12 protein-coding genes are annotated in these 16,448 nt (G+C 55.4%); 8 read left to right on the top strand and 4 right to left on the bottom strand.

What is annotated here, in order from left to right:
* Window positions 1-63: 63 nt before the first annotated feature.
* Window positions 64-1,980 (top strand): phosphoenolpyruvate carboxykinase (GTP), encoded by a 1,917-nt coding sequence (locus KGFNPO_RS17435; protein ID WP_472632482.1) that lies wholly within the window; start codon window positions 64-66, stop codon window positions 1,978-1,980.
* Between the two features lie 158 nt (window positions 1,981-2,138).
* Here KGFNPO_RS17435 and KGFNPO_RS17430 read toward each other — a convergent pair whose 3' ends face one another.
* Window positions 2,139-2,597, bottom strand: coding sequence for a DUF2798 domain-containing protein (locus tag KGFNPO_RS17430; RefSeq protein ID WP_472632481.1), 459 nt, complete (start codon window positions 2,595-2,597; stop codon window positions 2,139-2,141).
* 46 nt (window positions 2,598-2,643) lie between these two features.
* Window positions 2,644-2,898, bottom strand: a complete 255-nt coding sequence (locus KGFNPO_RS17425) for a hypothetical protein (protein ID WP_472632480.1) — start codon at window positions 2,896-2,898, stop codon at window positions 2,644-2,646.
* Window positions 2,899-3,116: 218 nt separating this feature from the next.
* Between KGFNPO_RS17425 and KGFNPO_RS17420 the strand changes: the two genes are divergently transcribed.
* On the top strand, window positions 3,117-4,070 hold the full coding sequence (locus KGFNPO_RS17420; protein ID WP_472632479.1) for a LysR family transcriptional regulator: 954 nt from the start codon (window positions 3,117-3,119) through the stop codon (window positions 4,068-4,070).
* Window positions 4,071-4,179: 109 nt separating this feature from the next.
* On the opposite strand, the gene KGFNPO_RS17415 is transcribed toward KGFNPO_RS17420, so the two are convergent.
* The gene (locus KGFNPO_RS17415) at window positions 4,180-4,638 is read right to left on the bottom strand and encodes an Lrp/AsnC ligand binding domain-containing protein (RefSeq protein WP_472632478.1); all 459 of its coding nucleotides are present in this window, start codon (window positions 4,636-4,638) and stop codon (window positions 4,180-4,182) included.
* A 249-nt stretch (window positions 4,639-4,887) separates the two neighbouring features.
* Here KGFNPO_RS17415 and putA point away from each other — a divergent pair, with 249 nt between their 5' ends.
* Window positions 4,888-8,559 carry a trifunctional transcriptional regulator/proline dehydrogenase/L-glutamate gamma-semialdehyde dehydrogenase gene (putA, locus tag KGFNPO_RS17410; RefSeq protein ID WP_472632477.1) on the top strand — a complete coding sequence of 1,224 codons (3,672 nt, stop codon included), beginning with the start codon at window positions 4,888-4,890 and terminating at the stop codon, window positions 8,557-8,559.
* 217 nt (window positions 8,560-8,776) lie between these two features.
* On the opposite strand, the gene KGFNPO_RS17405 is transcribed toward putA, so the two are convergent.
* Window positions 8,777-9,571: a 5'-methylthioadenosine/adenosylhomocysteine nucleosidase gene (locus tag KGFNPO_RS17405; RefSeq protein ID WP_472632476.1), complete on the bottom strand. Its 795-nt coding sequence runs from the start codon at window positions 9,569-9,571 to the stop codon at window positions 8,777-8,779.
* A gap of 1,392 nt (window positions 9,572-10,963) precedes the next feature.
* On the opposite strand from KGFNPO_RS17405, the gene KGFNPO_RS17400 reads away from it, so the two are divergent.
* From KGFNPO_RS17400 to KGFNPO_RS17380, 5 genes are all read left to right on the top strand, one after another.
* Window positions 10,964-12,592, top strand: a complete 1,629-nt coding sequence (locus KGFNPO_RS17400; RefSeq protein WP_472632475.1) for a GMC family oxidoreductase — start codon at window positions 10,964-10,966, stop codon at window positions 12,590-12,592.
* A gap of 106 nt (window positions 12,593-12,698) precedes the next feature.
* Window positions 12,699-13,469: an ABC transporter ATP-binding protein gene (locus KGFNPO_RS17395; RefSeq protein WP_472632474.1), complete on the top strand. Its 771-nt coding sequence runs from the start codon at window positions 12,699-12,701 to the stop codon at window positions 13,467-13,469.
* Window positions 13,469-14,179, top strand: coding sequence for an ABC transporter ATP-binding protein (locus KGFNPO_RS17390; protein ID WP_472614158.1), 711 nt, complete (start codon window positions 13,469-13,471; stop codon window positions 14,177-14,179). Before KGFNPO_RS17395 ends, KGFNPO_RS17390 begins: the two co-directional genes overlap by 1 nt.
* Window positions 14,180-14,243: 64 nt before the next feature.
* Complete coding sequence (locus KGFNPO_RS17385) at window positions 14,244-15,458, top strand: ABC transporter substrate-binding protein (RefSeq protein WP_472632473.1); 1,215 nt, start codon at window positions 14,244-14,246, stop codon at window positions 15,456-15,458.
* 104 nt (window positions 15,459-15,562) lie between these two features.
* Window positions 15,563-16,447 carry a branched-chain amino acid ABC transporter permease gene (locus tag KGFNPO_RS17380; RefSeq protein WP_472614160.1) on the top strand — a complete coding sequence of 295 codons (885 nt, stop codon included), beginning with the start codon at window positions 15,563-15,565 and terminating at the stop codon, window positions 16,445-16,447.
* The last annotated feature ends 1 nt before the right edge of the window (window position 16,448 follow it).

Here is a 16,448-nt window from a genome sequence, read left to right as displayed (position 1 = left end):
GATACCCCTAATGCGCCGAAACGCGGCACAATTAATTCCATTTACTCTTTGGAGGATGTTTTGATGAATCAACCCATCATGAAAGGCGTAGCTGCAGTCAATGCGCCCGCTTTTGTGCACCAGCAAAAACTCATAAACTGGGTGGCCGAAATCGCGGCTCTGACCAAACCTGCCAATATCGTCTGGTGCGACGGTTCGCAACAAGAGTATGACCGTCTGTGCGAAGCCATGGTCGCCGCCGGCACCCTGAAAAAACTCAATCCGGCCAAGCGCCCGAACAGCTTTCTGGCGTGTTCGGACCCTTCCGACGTGGCGCGGGTCGAAGACCGCACCTTCATTTGTTCGGCCAGCAAGGAAGATGCCGGCCCCACCAACAACTGGATGGAACCGGCCGAAATGCGCAATACGCTGTCCGCCCTGTTCGACGGCTGCATGCAGGGCCGCACCATGTATGTGGTGCCGTTTTCGATGGGTCCGTTAGGCTCGCCGATCGCGCATATCGGGGTCGAATTGTCCGATTCGCCGTATGTGGTGGTCAACATGCGCATCATGACCCGCATGGGGCGCGCGGTGTATGACGTGCTCGGCACCGATGGCGAGTTCGTGCCTTGCGTGCATAGCGTCGGTGCGCCGCTGGCAACCGGCCAGCAGGATGCTGCGTGGCCTTGCAACCAGACCAAATATATCGTCCACTTCCCGCAAAGCCGCGAAATCTGGTCGTATGGTTCCGGCTATGGCGGCAATGCGCTGCTGGGCAAGAAATGCTTTGCGCTACGGATCGCTTCCACCATGGGACGCGAGGCAGCGCAGGGGCCCTCTGATGGCCCGGGCTGGCTGGCCGAACACATGCTGATCCTGGGCGTCGAATCGCCTGCCGGCAAAAAACATTACGTGGCGGCGGCGTTCCCGTCGGCCTGCGGCAAGACCAACTTCGCGATGATGATTCCGCCGGCCGGTTTCGAGGGCTGGAAAGTCACCACCGTCGGCGACGATATCGCCTGGATCAAGCCGCAGGTTGACGCAAAAACCGGCGACGTCCGTCTGTACGCGATCAATCCGGAAGCCGGCTATTTCGGCGTGGCGCCCGGCACCAATGAAAAGACCAATTACAACTGCATGGCCTCGATGCGCGAAAACACCATTTTCACCAACGTCGCATTGACCGATGATGGCGATGTCTGGTGGGAGGGCTTGAGTTCGGTCGCGCCGGCGCATCTGATCGACTGGCAAGGCCACGACTGGACGCCGGAAATCGCCCGTGACACCGGCGCCAAGGCCGCGCATCCGAACGCGCGTTTCACCGTCGCCGCAACGCAAAATCCGGTCTTCGACACCGCCTGGGACGATCCGGCCGGAGTGCCGATTTCCGCCTTCATCTTCGGCGGACGCCGCTCCACCACGGTGCCGCTGGTGACCGAGGCGCGCAACTGGGTCGAAGGCGTGTACATGGCGGCCACCATGGGCTCCGAAACCACCGCCGCCGCCGCCGGCCAGATGGGCGTGGTGCGGCGCGATCCGTTCGCCATGCTGCCATTTGCCGGTTACAACATGAGCGACTATTTCCAGCACTGGCTGGATATCGGCCAAAGGATTGCCGCGTCATCTGGCAACGGCGCGGCGCAATTACCCAAAATTTACTGCGTCAACTGGTTCCGCACCGATGCCGACGGCAAATTCGTCTGGCCCGGATTCGGCGACAACATGCGGGTGCTGAAATGGATACTGGAGCGCATCGAGGACAAGAATGGCGTCAGCGGCGGCATCGATCACCTGTTCGGCATCAGCCCGCGTTTTACCGATCTGCAATGGGATGGACTCGACTTCACGCAAGCCCAGTTCGACACCATTACCTCGATCGACAAGAATGCCTGGCGCGAGGAACTCAAGCTGCACGCGCAACTGTTCGAAAAACTGCAATACCATTTGCCAAAGGAACTGGAGGCAAACAGGATCGCGCTGGAACAGGCTCTGTCAACCTGATTTTAATTTGACGCGATGCAGCACGGCCATAAAAAATCAATAATTCGGCCGTTTTTTTGCACTGCAACAAATAAAAAAAACCCCGTAGGCAGCGCCTGACGAGGTTTGAACCCTTCCCGAACGGGAAGGGGGAGACATCCGATATAGAGTGTTGCGCGTTAGCTGGCGACGTGCGATTGACGTTGCACAGAAAGACCGTTTATTACGGTGGCGTTCGCCGATGCATCGGCGATGTGCGCCAGCGACAGACTGGCGTCGCGACCGGCATCAAGCGTCACAGCCGGAGCGGCGATCAGCGCGGCCAGACGGGAAACCGGCGCACTCAGCAAATACGCAAACGGAAATACGATCGGCCAGGAAGTCAGCCAGGCTTCCATCCAGGCAGCCATGAAATCAGGCGAAAAGCCGACCCAAACCAGGCGCAGAACCGCCGCCATCACCAGGGTGATCAGACCCGTCATCAATAACGATGGCAACATCGACGCCAGACTGTTCGAACGCCGCGGCGCTTTGCGCGCGGTTCGCGAACGGGGAGTGGTCGCAACCGGCGTGCAATTGAGGTAGTACGCAGCCGCAGGCGCCATATGGTCGTTGTAGGCGCTGGTGTTGTTATGCATGATGGTCATTCTTGGTTACGAAACTGCTGGTTATTTTTTAATGAAATTAGCTGCGGCACGAAAGGGCGCGTAATTCAGCCACCAGGTTAGGCGGCAGTGCATCGCTTGAACTGGTCATCGAATGCAAAGTCATTGCATTGCGATAATAAGCACGTGCAAGACGTTGCTCCCTGCTCATGTTAGGCTTGACCACCATTTTCAGCGCGCGGTAAATGCCTGTCAGCAAAGGCTTGAATATGATTGCCAAAGCAGCCAACAGAGCGAAACTGACTAAAATTTGTAGTAGGGAAACGAGGGACATGTTTTGTTCCAAATCAATGTATATGAAATTTTTTCTTAAGCGCACTATATTGCGCTGCAATATATAAATCAAATTTCAAATTCTCATATCAGTTATACTTTTACTGAATGGCCAATAGTTACTATATTTATTAGTTAAATAACAATCAGGCCAAGGCTGATTGCAAGACGCCGGATTTTTATCCGGCGCCGATTCACTTACGGTACCTTTAAAAAATCATGCGCTTTCTCTCTCTGGATCTGAATTTGTTGCGCGTCTTCGATGTGGTGATGACCGAGCAGAACCTGACCCGCGCCGCCAACCGGCTGTCGGTCACGCAGCCGGCGGTGTCGAATGCCCTCAAGCGCCTGCGCGAAACCGTCGGCGATGATTTGCTGATTCGTACCGCGTACGGCGTCAAGCCGACGCCGCGTGCCGAAGCGCTGTGGCCGGCGGTGCGGCGCGCCTTATCGGACCTGGAAGCAGCGCTGATTCCGGAAGCATTCGACGTCAAGACCGCGCACCAGACTTTCCACATGGCGATGGCCGATGCGACGGCGGCGCTCTGGCTGCCGTCTCTGGTGCGCTCGTTCGAGCGCGAGGCGCCCGGTTTGAGCGCCCGCATGGTGCCGCTGACGACGCGCGAGCCGCGCCCGATGCTGATGCGCGGCGATATCGATCTGGCAGTGGGATTTTTTCCCGGTGTGGTGGCGCAATTGGAAGGCGGGCAGGGCAGCGACTCGCCGATTTTGCACCAGCGCCTGCATTCCGGCTCCTACGTCTGTGTGATGCGGCGCGACCATCCGCTGGCAAAATCCGAACTGACGCTGGACGCTTACTGCGCGGCCAACCACTTGCTAGTGAGTTTTTCCGGCCGCGCACACGGCTTGATTGATGAAGAGCTGACCAAAATTGGACGCAAACGGCATATTTTGCTGACGGTAAATCAGTTTTTCACGGCCGGCCGGATCGTTGCCAATTCCGACCTGATCACGGTGCTGCCGCGCCACCTGGTGGTGTCGACCGGGATGGGCAACGAGCTGATTACCAAGGATTTGCCGATCGAAACCCCGGCGGTCCACGTCGACATGCTGTGGCACGAACGCGATGCGCGCAATCTGGCGCATAAATGGTTGCGTGAACACTTGACCACCATGAGCCGGCATGCATTCAATTCCGGCAATCTGAAATAGTGGCAGCAGTGCCGGCCGGGCGCCGGTACTGCATCGATACTCAGGATTAGTATGAATTAAAAAACAAGTATTCCCGCACTTATTCAGCGCTATTTAAAAAATACTCCACTTATTTTATAGGAAGCTTGGTGGAGTTTTTGACTTCTTCCATGACCGCATAGGTATGGGTTTCCCGCACGCCCTTGAGCTGCAATAACGATTTGCCGAGAAAGTCGCGGTAAGCGTTCATATCCTTGACGCGCACCTTGACCAGGTAATCGAAACCGCCGGCGACCATGTGGCATTCCTGCACTTCCGGTATCACTTGCACCCCGCGCTTGAAGGCTTCAAACACGTCCGGCGTGGTGCGGTCCAGCACCACTTCAATGAACACCAACAGCGCCACATCGAGCAATTCAGGATTGAGTTGCGCGGTGTAACCGAGGATATAACCGGTTTCCTGCAGCTTGCGCACGCGTTCCAGACAGGCTGCCGGCGACAAGTTGATCTTTGATGCCAATTCAACATTACTGATGCGGCCGTCATTTTGCAATTCTGATAGAATTTTTTTACTGATTTTGTCGAGCATAAGAAACGTGTAAGGAATAAGTTGAGGATTTGGACGCGGAACCAATGCGCACATTATTTCGCGCACGTTCCCAATCATCCGTGGATAAATTTTATTCGGTTTAATTTTCCCATCAAATAGATAATTTTGATAGTGACGACAATTACCAGAATAAATGCATGTCAATCCCACCTACAATCAAATTAACTTCCGTAGCCGCTGCCTCCGGCTGACGGCTTCCATCTTTCCCTTATTCGATTGCGCCAGAATATGACCAATTTATCCCCTTCCACTGCCGCTCCCTTTACCGCATTGCAGAATGAAATTCTGCGCGATCCAACGCCGCTGCGCGCCGCCATTACGGCCGCTTACCGCAAAGAGGAAAGCGCCGCTGTGCAATGGCTGTTGTCGCAAGTGCATATCAGCAATGAAACGCAGGCCAAGGTGCAAACGCTGGCGCGCACACTGGTGCAATCGGTGCGTGAAAAACGTACCCGCGCCTCCGGCGTAGATGCACTGATGCATGAATTTTCGCTGTCGTCGGAAGAGGGTGTGGCGCTGATGTGCCTGGCCGAAGCGCTATTGCGCATTCCCGACAGCCACACCGCCGACCGCCTGATCGCCGACAAGATCAGCAAAGGCGACTGGCGCCGCCATCTGGGCGAATCGCCGTCGCTGTTCGTCAATGCCGCCACCTGGGGCTTGCTGGTGACCGGCAAACTGGTCGGCACCAGCAGCGAGCAGGGTCTCGGTTCCGCCCTGACCAAACTGATTACCAAAGGCGGCGAGCCGTTGATTCGCAAGGGCGTCGATCTGGCGATGCGCATGCTGGGCAACCAGTTCGTCACCGGCCAAACCATAGAAGAAGCACTGAAAAACGGTCGCGACAATGAAAAGCGCGGCTACCGCTATTCCTACGACATGCTGGGCGAAGCGGCCTTGACTGAAAAAGACGCGGCCGCTTATTACGTTTCCTACGAAACCGCGATTCACGCCATCGGCCGCGCCTCGAACGGCCGCGGCATCAAGGACGGCCCCGGCATCTCGGTCAAACTGTCGGCGCTGCATCCACGTTATGCGCGCGCCCAGCGCGAACGCACCATGCTTGAACTGTTGCCGCGCCTGAAAAGCCTGCTGCTGCTGGCGAAAAAATACGATATCGGCCTGAACATCGACGCCGAAGAAACCGATCGGCTGGAACTGTCGCTGGACTTGATGGAAGCGCTGGCGTTCGACCCCGATCTAGCGGATTTTGACGGCTTGGGTTACGTGGTGCAGGCGTACCAAAAACGCTGCCCGTTCGTGATTGATTATCTGGTCGATCTGGCGCGCCGCAGCGGCCGCAAATTCATGGTGCGTCTGGTCAAGGGCGCGTACTGGGACGCCGAAATCAAGCGCGCGCAAGTCGATGGCATGCATGGCTATCCGGTATATACCCGCAAGGTGTACACCGATGTTTCCTACCTGGCGTGCGCGCAGCGTTTGCTGACAGCAGCCGATGTGGTGTACCCGCAATTCGCGACCCACAATGCACTCTCACTCGCCACCATCTACACCTGGGCCCAGGAACAAAACGTCACCGATTACGAATTCCAGTGCCTGCACGGCATGGGCGAAACGCTGTACGACCAAGTGGTCGGCAAAGAGTATCTGGACCAGCCGTGCCGCATTTACGCGCCGGTCGGCTCGCACGAAACCTTGCTCGCGTATCTGGTGCGCCGCCTGCTGGAAAATGGCGCGAATTCATCGTTCGTCAATCAAATCGTGGACGAAAAAGTATCGATCGATTCGCTCATCACCGACCCGCTGGCGCTGTCGCAACAATTAGCCGGCGCGCCCCATCCGAAGATCGGATTGCCGCTGGAATTGTTTGGCTCTGCGCGCAAAAATTCCGCCGGCATCGATTTCAGCGATGAAAACGTACTGCGCGAGATTAGCGCAACACTAGCTCAATTTGGCAACAGTAAATGGCAAGCAGCGCCGCTGCTGGCATGCGCGGTCGCGGCCACGCAGGCGCAAGCGATCTTGAATCCGGCCGATCATCGCGACGCCGTCGGCACTGTAATCGAAGCCAATGTTGACGATGTTGAAACCGCATTGGCGGCAGCCAGCGCCTTTGCGCTGGACTGGCAAACCGTGCCGCCATCCGAGCGCGCCGCCGTGTTGTGGCGAGCCGCCGATTTACTGGAAACCCATCACCTCGAACTGATGGCGCTAGCGATCCGTGAAGCCGGAAAATCGTTGCCGAACGCGATTGCCGAAGTGCGCGAAGCGGTCGACTTTCTGCGTTATTACGGCACCCAGGTTTCCACCAGCGTCAACAGCTTGGCGCTCGGGCCGGTAGTCTGCATCAGCCCGTGGAACTTCCCATTGGCAATTTTTATCGGCCAAGTCAGCGCTGCACTTGCGGCCGGCAACGTGGTGCTGGCGAAAGCGGCGGAACAAACCCCGTTGATCGCGCACCGCGCAGTGCAACTATTGCATGAAGCCGGTGTTCCACGTGGAGCATTGCAATTCCTGCCGGGTCGCGGCGAAACCGTCGGCGCCACGCTGACCGCCGATGCCCGCACCCGCGGCGTGATTTTTACCGGTTCCACCGATGTGGCGCAGCTGATCAACCGCACGCTGGCGCAGCGCTCTGTCGCCGAAGCCTGCGATATCCCATTGATCGCGGAAACCGGCGGCCAGAATGTGTTGATCGTCGATTCTTCATCGCTGCCGGAACAAGTGGTGCAAGACGCCATCGCGTCCGCCTTCGACAGCGCCGGCCAGCGCTGCTCGGCATTGCGCGTACTGTGCCTGCAAGCCGATATCGCCGACAACACCATCGCGATGCTGAAAGGCGCGATGCAGGAATTGCGCGTGGGTAATCCGGATCGGCTGGCAACCGACATCGGCCCGGTGATCGATCCCGAAGCGCAGCAAAACCTGCTGGCGCATATCGCTAAAATGAAAGTTAGCGCGAAAGATTTTTATCAATTGCCGTTGCCGGCACAGTGCCAGCACGGCACTTTCGTGGCGCCGACCGTGATCGAAATTGCTTCCCTGTCCGAATTGCACAATGAAGTGTTCGGGCCGGTATTGCACGTATTGCGTTATCAGCGCAGCGCGCTGCCGCAATTGATCGATGCGATCAATGCCACCGGCTACGGCTTGACCTTGGGCGTGCATTCGCGCATCGATGAAACCATCGATTTCATCGCCAGCCGCGCCCATGTCGGCAATATTTACGTCAACCGCAATATCGTCGGCGCAGTGGTCGGGGTGCAACCGTTCGGCGGCGAAGGCAAGTCCGGCACCGGCCCCAAGGCCGGCGGACCTTTGTACATCAAGCGCCTGCAGCACAATCCGGATAACGCGCTAGGCGCACACACGATCCATGAACCGGCCGCGCTGGCGGCTACCGACGCTTTCAGCAACCTGTTGATTTGGGCCAAAACCCACGGCCACGAACGCATCGCCGCATTGGGCGAGCAATATGCACACACGACGCCGCTGGGCACCACGCTGGTCTTGCCGGGCCCGACCGGCGAGCGCAATACCCTCAGTTTTGCGCCGCGCGGCGGCGTGCTGTGCGCCGCCTCCGGCACCAGCGCTTTGCTGAATCAGATCGCTGCTGCGCTGGCCACCGGCAATACGGTGCTGGTCGCCGCGCAATCCGCCAACCTGATTCCATCCGGCTTGCCAAAGCAGGTGCGCGCGCAGATCCATGTCATCGACAATCCGGCGCAGGATGCCGGTTTCGCGATTGCCTTGGTGGATGGCGCGCAAATGGCGCAGCTATTGCCGCTGCTGGCCGCCCGCGAAGGTGCATTGATTGCCACCGTGGAAACCACTGAAACCGGCGCGATTGCCTTATGGCGGCTGGTGGCCGAACGCGCACTCTGCATCAACACCACGGCTGCCGGCGGCAATGCCAGTTTGATGACGCTGGAAGGGTAATTGCCAGGCTAATTCAGACAGTTTTTCCTTAAAAAAAGCCACCGGGTTGCATCTTATCCGGTGGCTTTTTTTCACATTGAACAGGCGTTTTTCCAGAGAAAATCTGGTCCACGAAAGGCAGAAAAGCACGAAAAAATGCAATCATTTGGTGTTTCATGATTTTTTGATTGCTGTTAAATAATGTAATTTAACAGCAATTAAAAGACATTAATGTAATTTACAGTATTGAATGACTATCTTGCGCATGCATTCCGGCGCATATTCTCTTCACTATATTGAACGCGTAACGCTGCGCCACCCGCTCCAAAAAACTGTTGAAGTCGATGCTGGCGTTTTCATTCGCCTTGTCTGAAATGGTCCGCACCACCGCAAACGGGATGCCGAATTCGAAGCAGACTTGCGCCACCGCCGCACCTTCCATTTCGACTGCCAGCACTTCCGGCAGCGCCAGTTTCAAGGCGGTGATTTTAGCGCTGCTAGTGATGAATTCGTCGCCGCTGGCAACCAGGCCGCGATGCAGGCGCGGCGTTTTCAGCCTGAACGCAGCCTTATCCTGGCTTTCAATCGCATCGCCCCAATCCAAGCCCAGAAAATCGTAAGCGGCCTGGCCGACCAGGGCGCTTAAATCCACATCGGAAGCAAAAGCGCTGATGCCCGTCAGCGGAACTTCGAAACGCGGTGCCAGCGGCGTTGCATCCATATCGTGCTGCACCAGATTCTCCGCCAGCACGATATCGCCAACCTGCACCTGGTGCGCAGCGCTGCCGGCCACACCGGTAAACACGATATGGGTCACGTTAAAACGTTCAATCAACGTCGCTGCCGTTGCCGCAGCAGCAACCTTTCCAATTCTGGATAAAACGCAAACGCAGTCAATTCCCCATAAGGAACCGCTGGTGTAGTCGCGCATGCCGCGCTGAATGCTGTGTTTGCGCTGCATTTGATCTATCAAGCCGGTTTGTTCTTGATGCAGGGCGCTGATAAGCCCCAAACGGATTTTTTTGTCTGTCATTGCCTGCCTTGATCTGGTTGCCGGGCGTTTACTGGGTTTTTAATACTTTGTTTATATATATAAATAGTAGTAATAGTTAACGGTCGGTCTAATCTGTGGATAAGGTATTAAAACCGAATGATTTCAAGCAGTTGGCGATTTCATAAAGTCTGCATAAACGCGGTATGTATACAGGATAGATTCTGGACAAGATTTTAGCCGCACGTGTATACATCACTTATGCACAAAAACACCCTGTGGATATCCCTAAGGTTATCCACAGGGTAAAGCGTAAAAAATATCTGTTTTAGCAATTTTTTGCCTATTTTTGCCTGGGTTATCCACATTTTCGATTTTTATTTAAGCTGCAAAAGTATTTTCAGGCGGGCTGGCGAGCTTAAAAATACTTTTGGCCCCTGCCTTCGCTAAATCGTCTGCCAGCGTCTTCAGCGATGGATTCAAGGCTTTGTAGCGGCATTCATGCGTTTATGGCAGTCGCATTTGCGCTGGAAAAATTTGAAGTTGCCGGAAAAATCGATTTTTAAATAAAGCTTGCAAAAAACGTGCAGCATTACTTTCCGTAAAAGTGGCTGCGAAAGTAGCGCCATGACATGGTCATTTACGTTTCGTCATTGATGGCGACTGCAAAGGCAAAGCGCCTGGCTTATTCGGCAAGGCAATCCTGCATTATTTGAAAAGTTGGGCAAGGCGGTTTTTGATATCACGCTGCTGGCGAAGATGGTTTTGATTTTTTTTTCGGTTTTATTTAATGTTTTATATATATAAATAGTAGTAATAGTTAACGGTCGCACTTGCCTGTGGATAAGTGCGTAAAACCGAATGATTTCAAGCGATTGGCGATTTCATAAAGTCTGCATAAGCGCGGTATGTTAACAGGATGGATTCTGGATAAGAAAAATGTCGATTGCGCCGGATGCGCTTACACACAATGGATAGGCCAGATATCCACAGACTTATCCACAATTGGCAGAAACTTACTATTTATTCATACTTATTTATACTGATAATCAGTATTTTTAAATCCGCTTTACTTGTATGCAGAAAATAATATGTTTTTTAGCATACTGCCTGATTTTTTAATTTTTTCAGATTTCATGCTGTAGTGCAAAAAGCGTTGTGATGACAGGTTTTTGCCGGCGTTTGGTGCTGGCAATCAACGACAGTTCGGGCTCCAGCGCGACTGCGCGGGCAATTACAATGCAGTGCGCGCGGGCTTCGCGCAGCGCAATCCGAACGGTATCGGCAGCGACCCAATAACGTTGTTTGCATTGTTTTTGGATAATTATTTATTAGGGGGTATGCTGTAAAAGCAATGCTTTACCGCATTATTCATAAGCGGTATTAAAAAATACAATAGATAGTATTTGATCAAACACTAAAGCGGGGCATGCCATGGAGTCTGCAGGTAAATACGATTACATCATCATCGGCGCCGGCTCGGCCGGTTGCGTGCTGGCCAACCGGCTCAGTGCCGACAGTCAAAATTCAGTGTTGCTGATCGAGGCTGGCGGCAAGGATGATTATCTGTGGATTCATATTCCGGTCGGCTATCTGTATTGCATCAATAATCCGCGCACCGACTGGATGTACCGCACCGAACCGGATGCCGGCCTGAACGGGCGCAGCCTGATTTATCCGCGCGGCAAGGTGCTGGGCGGCTGTTCCTCGATCAACGGCATGATTTACATGCGCGGGCAGGCCCGCGATTACGAGCACTGGGCTGATTTGACCGGGGACGAGAGTTGGCGCTGGGACAATGTCTTGCCGTTTTTCAAGAAAAGTGAAGACCATTACAAGGGCGCCGATCTGTCGCACGGCGCCGGCGGTGAATGGCGGGTTGAAAAGCAGCGCTTGTCGTGGGAAATCCTGGATGCATTCCGGGCTGCCGCCCTGGAATGCGGAATTCCCAATACCGACGATTTCAACCGCGGCGACAATGCCGGTTGCGGCTATTTCGACGTCAATCAAAAGCGCGGGGTGCGCTGGAATACCGCGAAAGCCTTCCTGAAACCGGCTGCCGGTCGTCCCAATCTGGAAATCATGACCGGCTGCCAGGTGCGCCGCTTGCGCACTCATAACGGGCCGCAGGGCGTGGTGTGCAGCGGGGTGGAATTCGTCGGCGGCGGCCGCGAATGGTTTGCCGAATCCGCTGGCGAAACGATTCTGGCCGCCGGCGCTATCGGCAGCCCGCAGATACTGCAACTGTCGGGGATTGGCCCAGCCGCTTTGCTGCAGCAGCATGATGTGCCGCTGGTGCTGGACCTGCCGGGCGTCGGCGAAAACTTGCAAGACCATTTGCAGATCCGCACCGCTTTTAGGATACAGGGCGCGAAAACGCTGAACATAATGGCCGGCAACTGGTTCGGCAAGATGAAAATCGGCCTCGAATATGCGCTGTTCCAGCGTGGCCCAATGTCGATGGCGCCGTCGCAACTGGGCGCATTTACCAAGTCCGATCCAGCGCAGCCCAGCGCCAATCTGGAATACCACGTGCAGCCGCTGTCGCTGGAAAAATTCGGCGAACCCTTGCATCCGTTTCCGGCCTTTACTGCCAGCGTGTGCAATCTGCGTCCGACTTCACGCGGCCATGTGCGCATCGCGTCCGGCCTGGCACAGGATGCCCCAAAAATTTCTCCGAATTACCTGAATACGCCGGAAGACCGCAAGATAGCGGCAAATTCGCTGACGTTGACGCGTAATATCGTCTCCGCACCGGCACTGCGTAAATACGCGCCAGAAGAATTGAAGCCCGGCGCGCAGTTTCGCAGCGAAGAAGAGCTGGCGCGTGCAGCCGGTGATATCGGCACCACCATCTTCCATCCAGTCGGCACCTGCAAGATGGGCCGCAGCGATGATCCGCTGGCCGTGGTCGACAGTCAGTTACGGGTTCGGGGCATCGCCGGGTTGCGGGTAGCGGACGCTTCGGTGATGCCGACCATCACCTCCGGCAATACCAATTCTCCCACCATCATGATTGCCGAAAAAGCAGCAGCGTGGATACGCGCCAGCCGTAACCCTTGATCGATCTTGATACGTATTTATACGGTATTACCGCACGCCAAATAATGTTGTATATTAAAAAAAGTATACAAATAAAGCCGGAAAAACCCGGCAGCGAGGAGACAAAATGGGCGACGTTATCTTGGAAACGAGAGGCTTGACCAAGGAGTTCAAGGGCTTTACTGCCGTTGATAATGTGAATCTGCAGGTGCAGCGCGGCCATATCCATGCGCTGATCGGGCCGAACGGCGCCGGCAAGACCACCTGTTTCAATTTGCTGACCAAATTTCTGATTCCGACCACCGGACATATTCTGTTCAATGGACGCGACATCACGGCCGCCAGGCCGGCCCAGATTGCGCGTCAGGGCATCATCCGCTCGTTCCAGATTTCCGCAGTATTTCCGCATCTGACGGTGCTGGAAAACGTGCGCATCGGCCTGCAGCGCGAGCTTGGCACTTCCTATTATTTCTGGAAAAGCCAAGCCAGTCTGGCACAACTCAATGAACGGGCGATGGCCTTGCTGGAACAGGTCGATCTGGGCGAATTCGCCGCTACCGTGACGGTCGATTTGCCTTACGGCCGCAAGCGTGCGCTTGAAATCGCCACCACGCTGGCGATGGAACCGGAGTTGATGCTGCTCGATGAGCCGACCCAGGGCATGGGGCACGAAGATGTCAGCCGCGTCACCGAACTGATCAAGAAAGTTTCCAGCGGCCGCACCATCCTGATGGTCGAACACAATATGAATGTGGTGTCCGGTATTTGCGACCGGATTTCGGTGCTGCAGCGCGGCGCGATTCTGGCCGAAGGGACGTATGCCGAGGTATCGAACAATCCTGAAGTAATGGAGGCCTACATGGGTTCAGACAGCGAAGAGTTGGCGGGAGCGCACTGATGAGCCAAAGCGCACTGGAAATCACCGGCTTGCACGCCTGGTATGGCGAATCGCACATTTTGCACGACATCAATTTATCGGTCCAGCAGGGTGAAGTGGTCACCTTACTCGGGCGCAACGGCGCCGGCCGCACCACCACTCTGCGCGCGATCATGGGCTTGACCGGCACGCGAAAAGGCTCGATCAAAGTCGGCGGGGTTGAAACTATCGGCATGCCGACCCATCGCATCGCGCACTGCGGCATCGGTTATTGCCCGGAAGAGCGCGGGATTTTTTCTTCCCTGTCGGCCGAGGAAAATCTGCTGCTGCCGCCGCTGCTCTCGAAAACCGAGCAAGCCATGTCGCTGGGTGAGATTTACGCAATGTTCCCAAATCTGGAAGAACGCAAGTCCAGCCAAGGAACGCGGCTGTCGGGCGGCGAGCAGCAAATGCTGGCGGTGGCGAGGATTTTGCGCACCGGCGCGCGCTTGCTGCTGCTCGACGAGATTTCCGAAGGATTGGCACCGGTTATCGTGCAGGCCTTGGCGCGCATGATCAAGATGCTGAAATCGAAAGGCTATACGATCGTGATGGTGGAACAGAACTTCCGTTTCGCCGCGCCGCTGGCCGATCGGTTTTATGTGGTGGAACATGGCCAGATTGTCGAGGCTTTTGCCGCCAGCGAATTGAGCGCGAAAATGCCTGTACTGAACGCGTTGCTGGGAGTGTAGGTTGGCAGGTTGAAAGGTTGTTATGTTGGTTTGATGGTAGTAGTTTTTAATCACTGGAGAAGACATGAAAATTAAAATTAAAACGTTAGCACTGGCAGTTTCAGCAGTCATGACAGTTGGTTTTGCTGGCAGCGCCAGCGCGCAGGTGTCAGGCGACACTGTCAAGATTGGTTTTATTACCGACATTTCCGGCCTGTATTCCGACATCGACGGCAATGGCGGCGTGGAAGCGATCAAGATGGCGATTGCCGACTTCGGCGGCACGGTGCTCGGCAAAAAAATCGAATTGGTGAGCGCAGATCATCAAAACAAGGCGGATATTGCAGCCAGCAAGGCGCGCGAGTGGTTCGACCAGCAAGGCGTCGATGCGCTGATCGGCGGCACCAATTCAGGCACCAGCCTGGCGATGGCGAAGATCGCGCAGGAAAAGAAAAAGCCGTTCCTGGCAATTGGCGCCGGCAGCGCGCGTTTGACCAATGAAGCATGTTCGCCGTACACCATACATTACGCTTACGACACCGTGGCGCTGGCCAAGGGCACCGGTTCGGCCGTCGTCAAGCAGGGCGGCAAGTCCTGGTTCTTCCTGACCGCCGATTACGCGTTCGGCCATTCGCTGGAAAGCGACACTGCCAATGTCGTCAAGGCATCCGGCGGCACGGTATCTGGCGCGGTCAGGCATCCGCTGTCAGCCTCCGATTTTTCATCGTTCCTGCTGCAGGCGCAAACCTCGAAAGCACAAATTCTCGGTTTGGCTAACGCCGGCGGCGATACCATCAATGCGATCAAGGCCGCCAACGAGTTTGGCATCAACAAAACCATGAAGCTGGCCGGCTTGCTGATGTTCATCAACGATGTCCATTCACTGGGCCTGAATCTGACGCAGGGCATGTATTTGACCGATAGCTGGTATTGGGATCAAAGTCCTGAGTCGCGCAAATGGGCCAAGCGCTATTTCGAAAAAATGAAGAAAATGCCATCCAGCCTGCAGGCTGGCGACTACTCGGTGGCGATGCAATATTTGAATGCGGTAAAAGCTGCCGGCACCGACGACGCCGACAAGGTGATCGCTAAAATGAAGGCCACCAAGGTCAATGACATGTATGCCAAAAACGGCACCATCCGCCCGGATGGACGGATGGTGCATGACATGTTCCTGATGCAAGTCAAAACCACGGCCGAATCGAAATATCCGTGGGATTATTACAAGGTTGCGCAAACCATTCCTGGCGACCAGGCTTTCACCACCAAGGCCGAATCGAAGTGCGCGCTCTGGAAATAACTCCTAACGCAGTGTGATGTAGTTGTAATTCGGACGGCGCATGGTGGTCTGGTGCGCCGTTTTTCTTCCACTATCCCTCGGGATGACTTTTATTTTCTATTGACATGGATATTTTTGGCATTCCCATGCAGGCGATGTTGAGCCAGCTGTTGTTAGGCTTGGTCAATGGTTCGTTTTACGCGATGCTGTCACTCGGTCTGGCAGTCATTTTCGGTTTGCTCAATGTAATCAATTTTGCCCACGGCGCCCTGTACATGATGGGAGCATTTTTCGCCTGGATGGGGATGACTTATTTTGGCCTGAATTACTGGCTGATGCTGGTGCTGTCACCATTGCTGGTGGGTGCAATCGGCATCGTAATCGAGCGCACCATGCTGCGCTGGCTGTACCAGCTCGATCATCTGTACGGCCTGTTGCTGACGTTTGGCATCACGCTGCTGGCAGAAGGGATTTTTCGGTCGTTTTACGGTGTTTCCGGCCAGTCGTATCCGGTGCCGGACGCGCTGGCTGGCGGCACTGACCTGGGCTTCATGTACTTGCCGAATTACCGGGCCTGGGTGGTGCTGGCTTCGCTGGTCGTATGCTTTGCGACCTGGTTTGTGATCGAAAAGACCAAGCTCGGCGCTTATTTGCGCGCCGGTACTGAAAACCCCAAGCTGGTGGAAGCTTTTGGCATCAACGTGCCTCTGATGGTAACGCTTACTTACGGCTTTGGCGTCGCTCTGGCGGCCTTTGCCGGGGTGTTGGCGGCGCCGGTGATACAGGTCTCGCCGCTGATGGGCTCCAACCTGATCATCATCGTGTTTGCCGTGGTGGTGATCGGCGGCATGGGTTCCATCCTCGGCTCCATTCTGACCGGCTTGGGCCTGGGTGTGATCGAAGGCATGACGCGGGTGTTTTATCCGGAAGCTTCTGCCACCGTGGTGTTTGTAATTATGGCTATCGTGCTGGTGATTCGCCCTGCTGGACTGTTCGGGAAAGAGAAATGAT

The sequence above is a fragment of the Gelidimonas diazotrophica genome (assembly GCF_055694025.1).
Note: the sequence above shows the minus strand (reverse complement) of the source record. Positions and strands in the feature narration are given on the sequence as shown.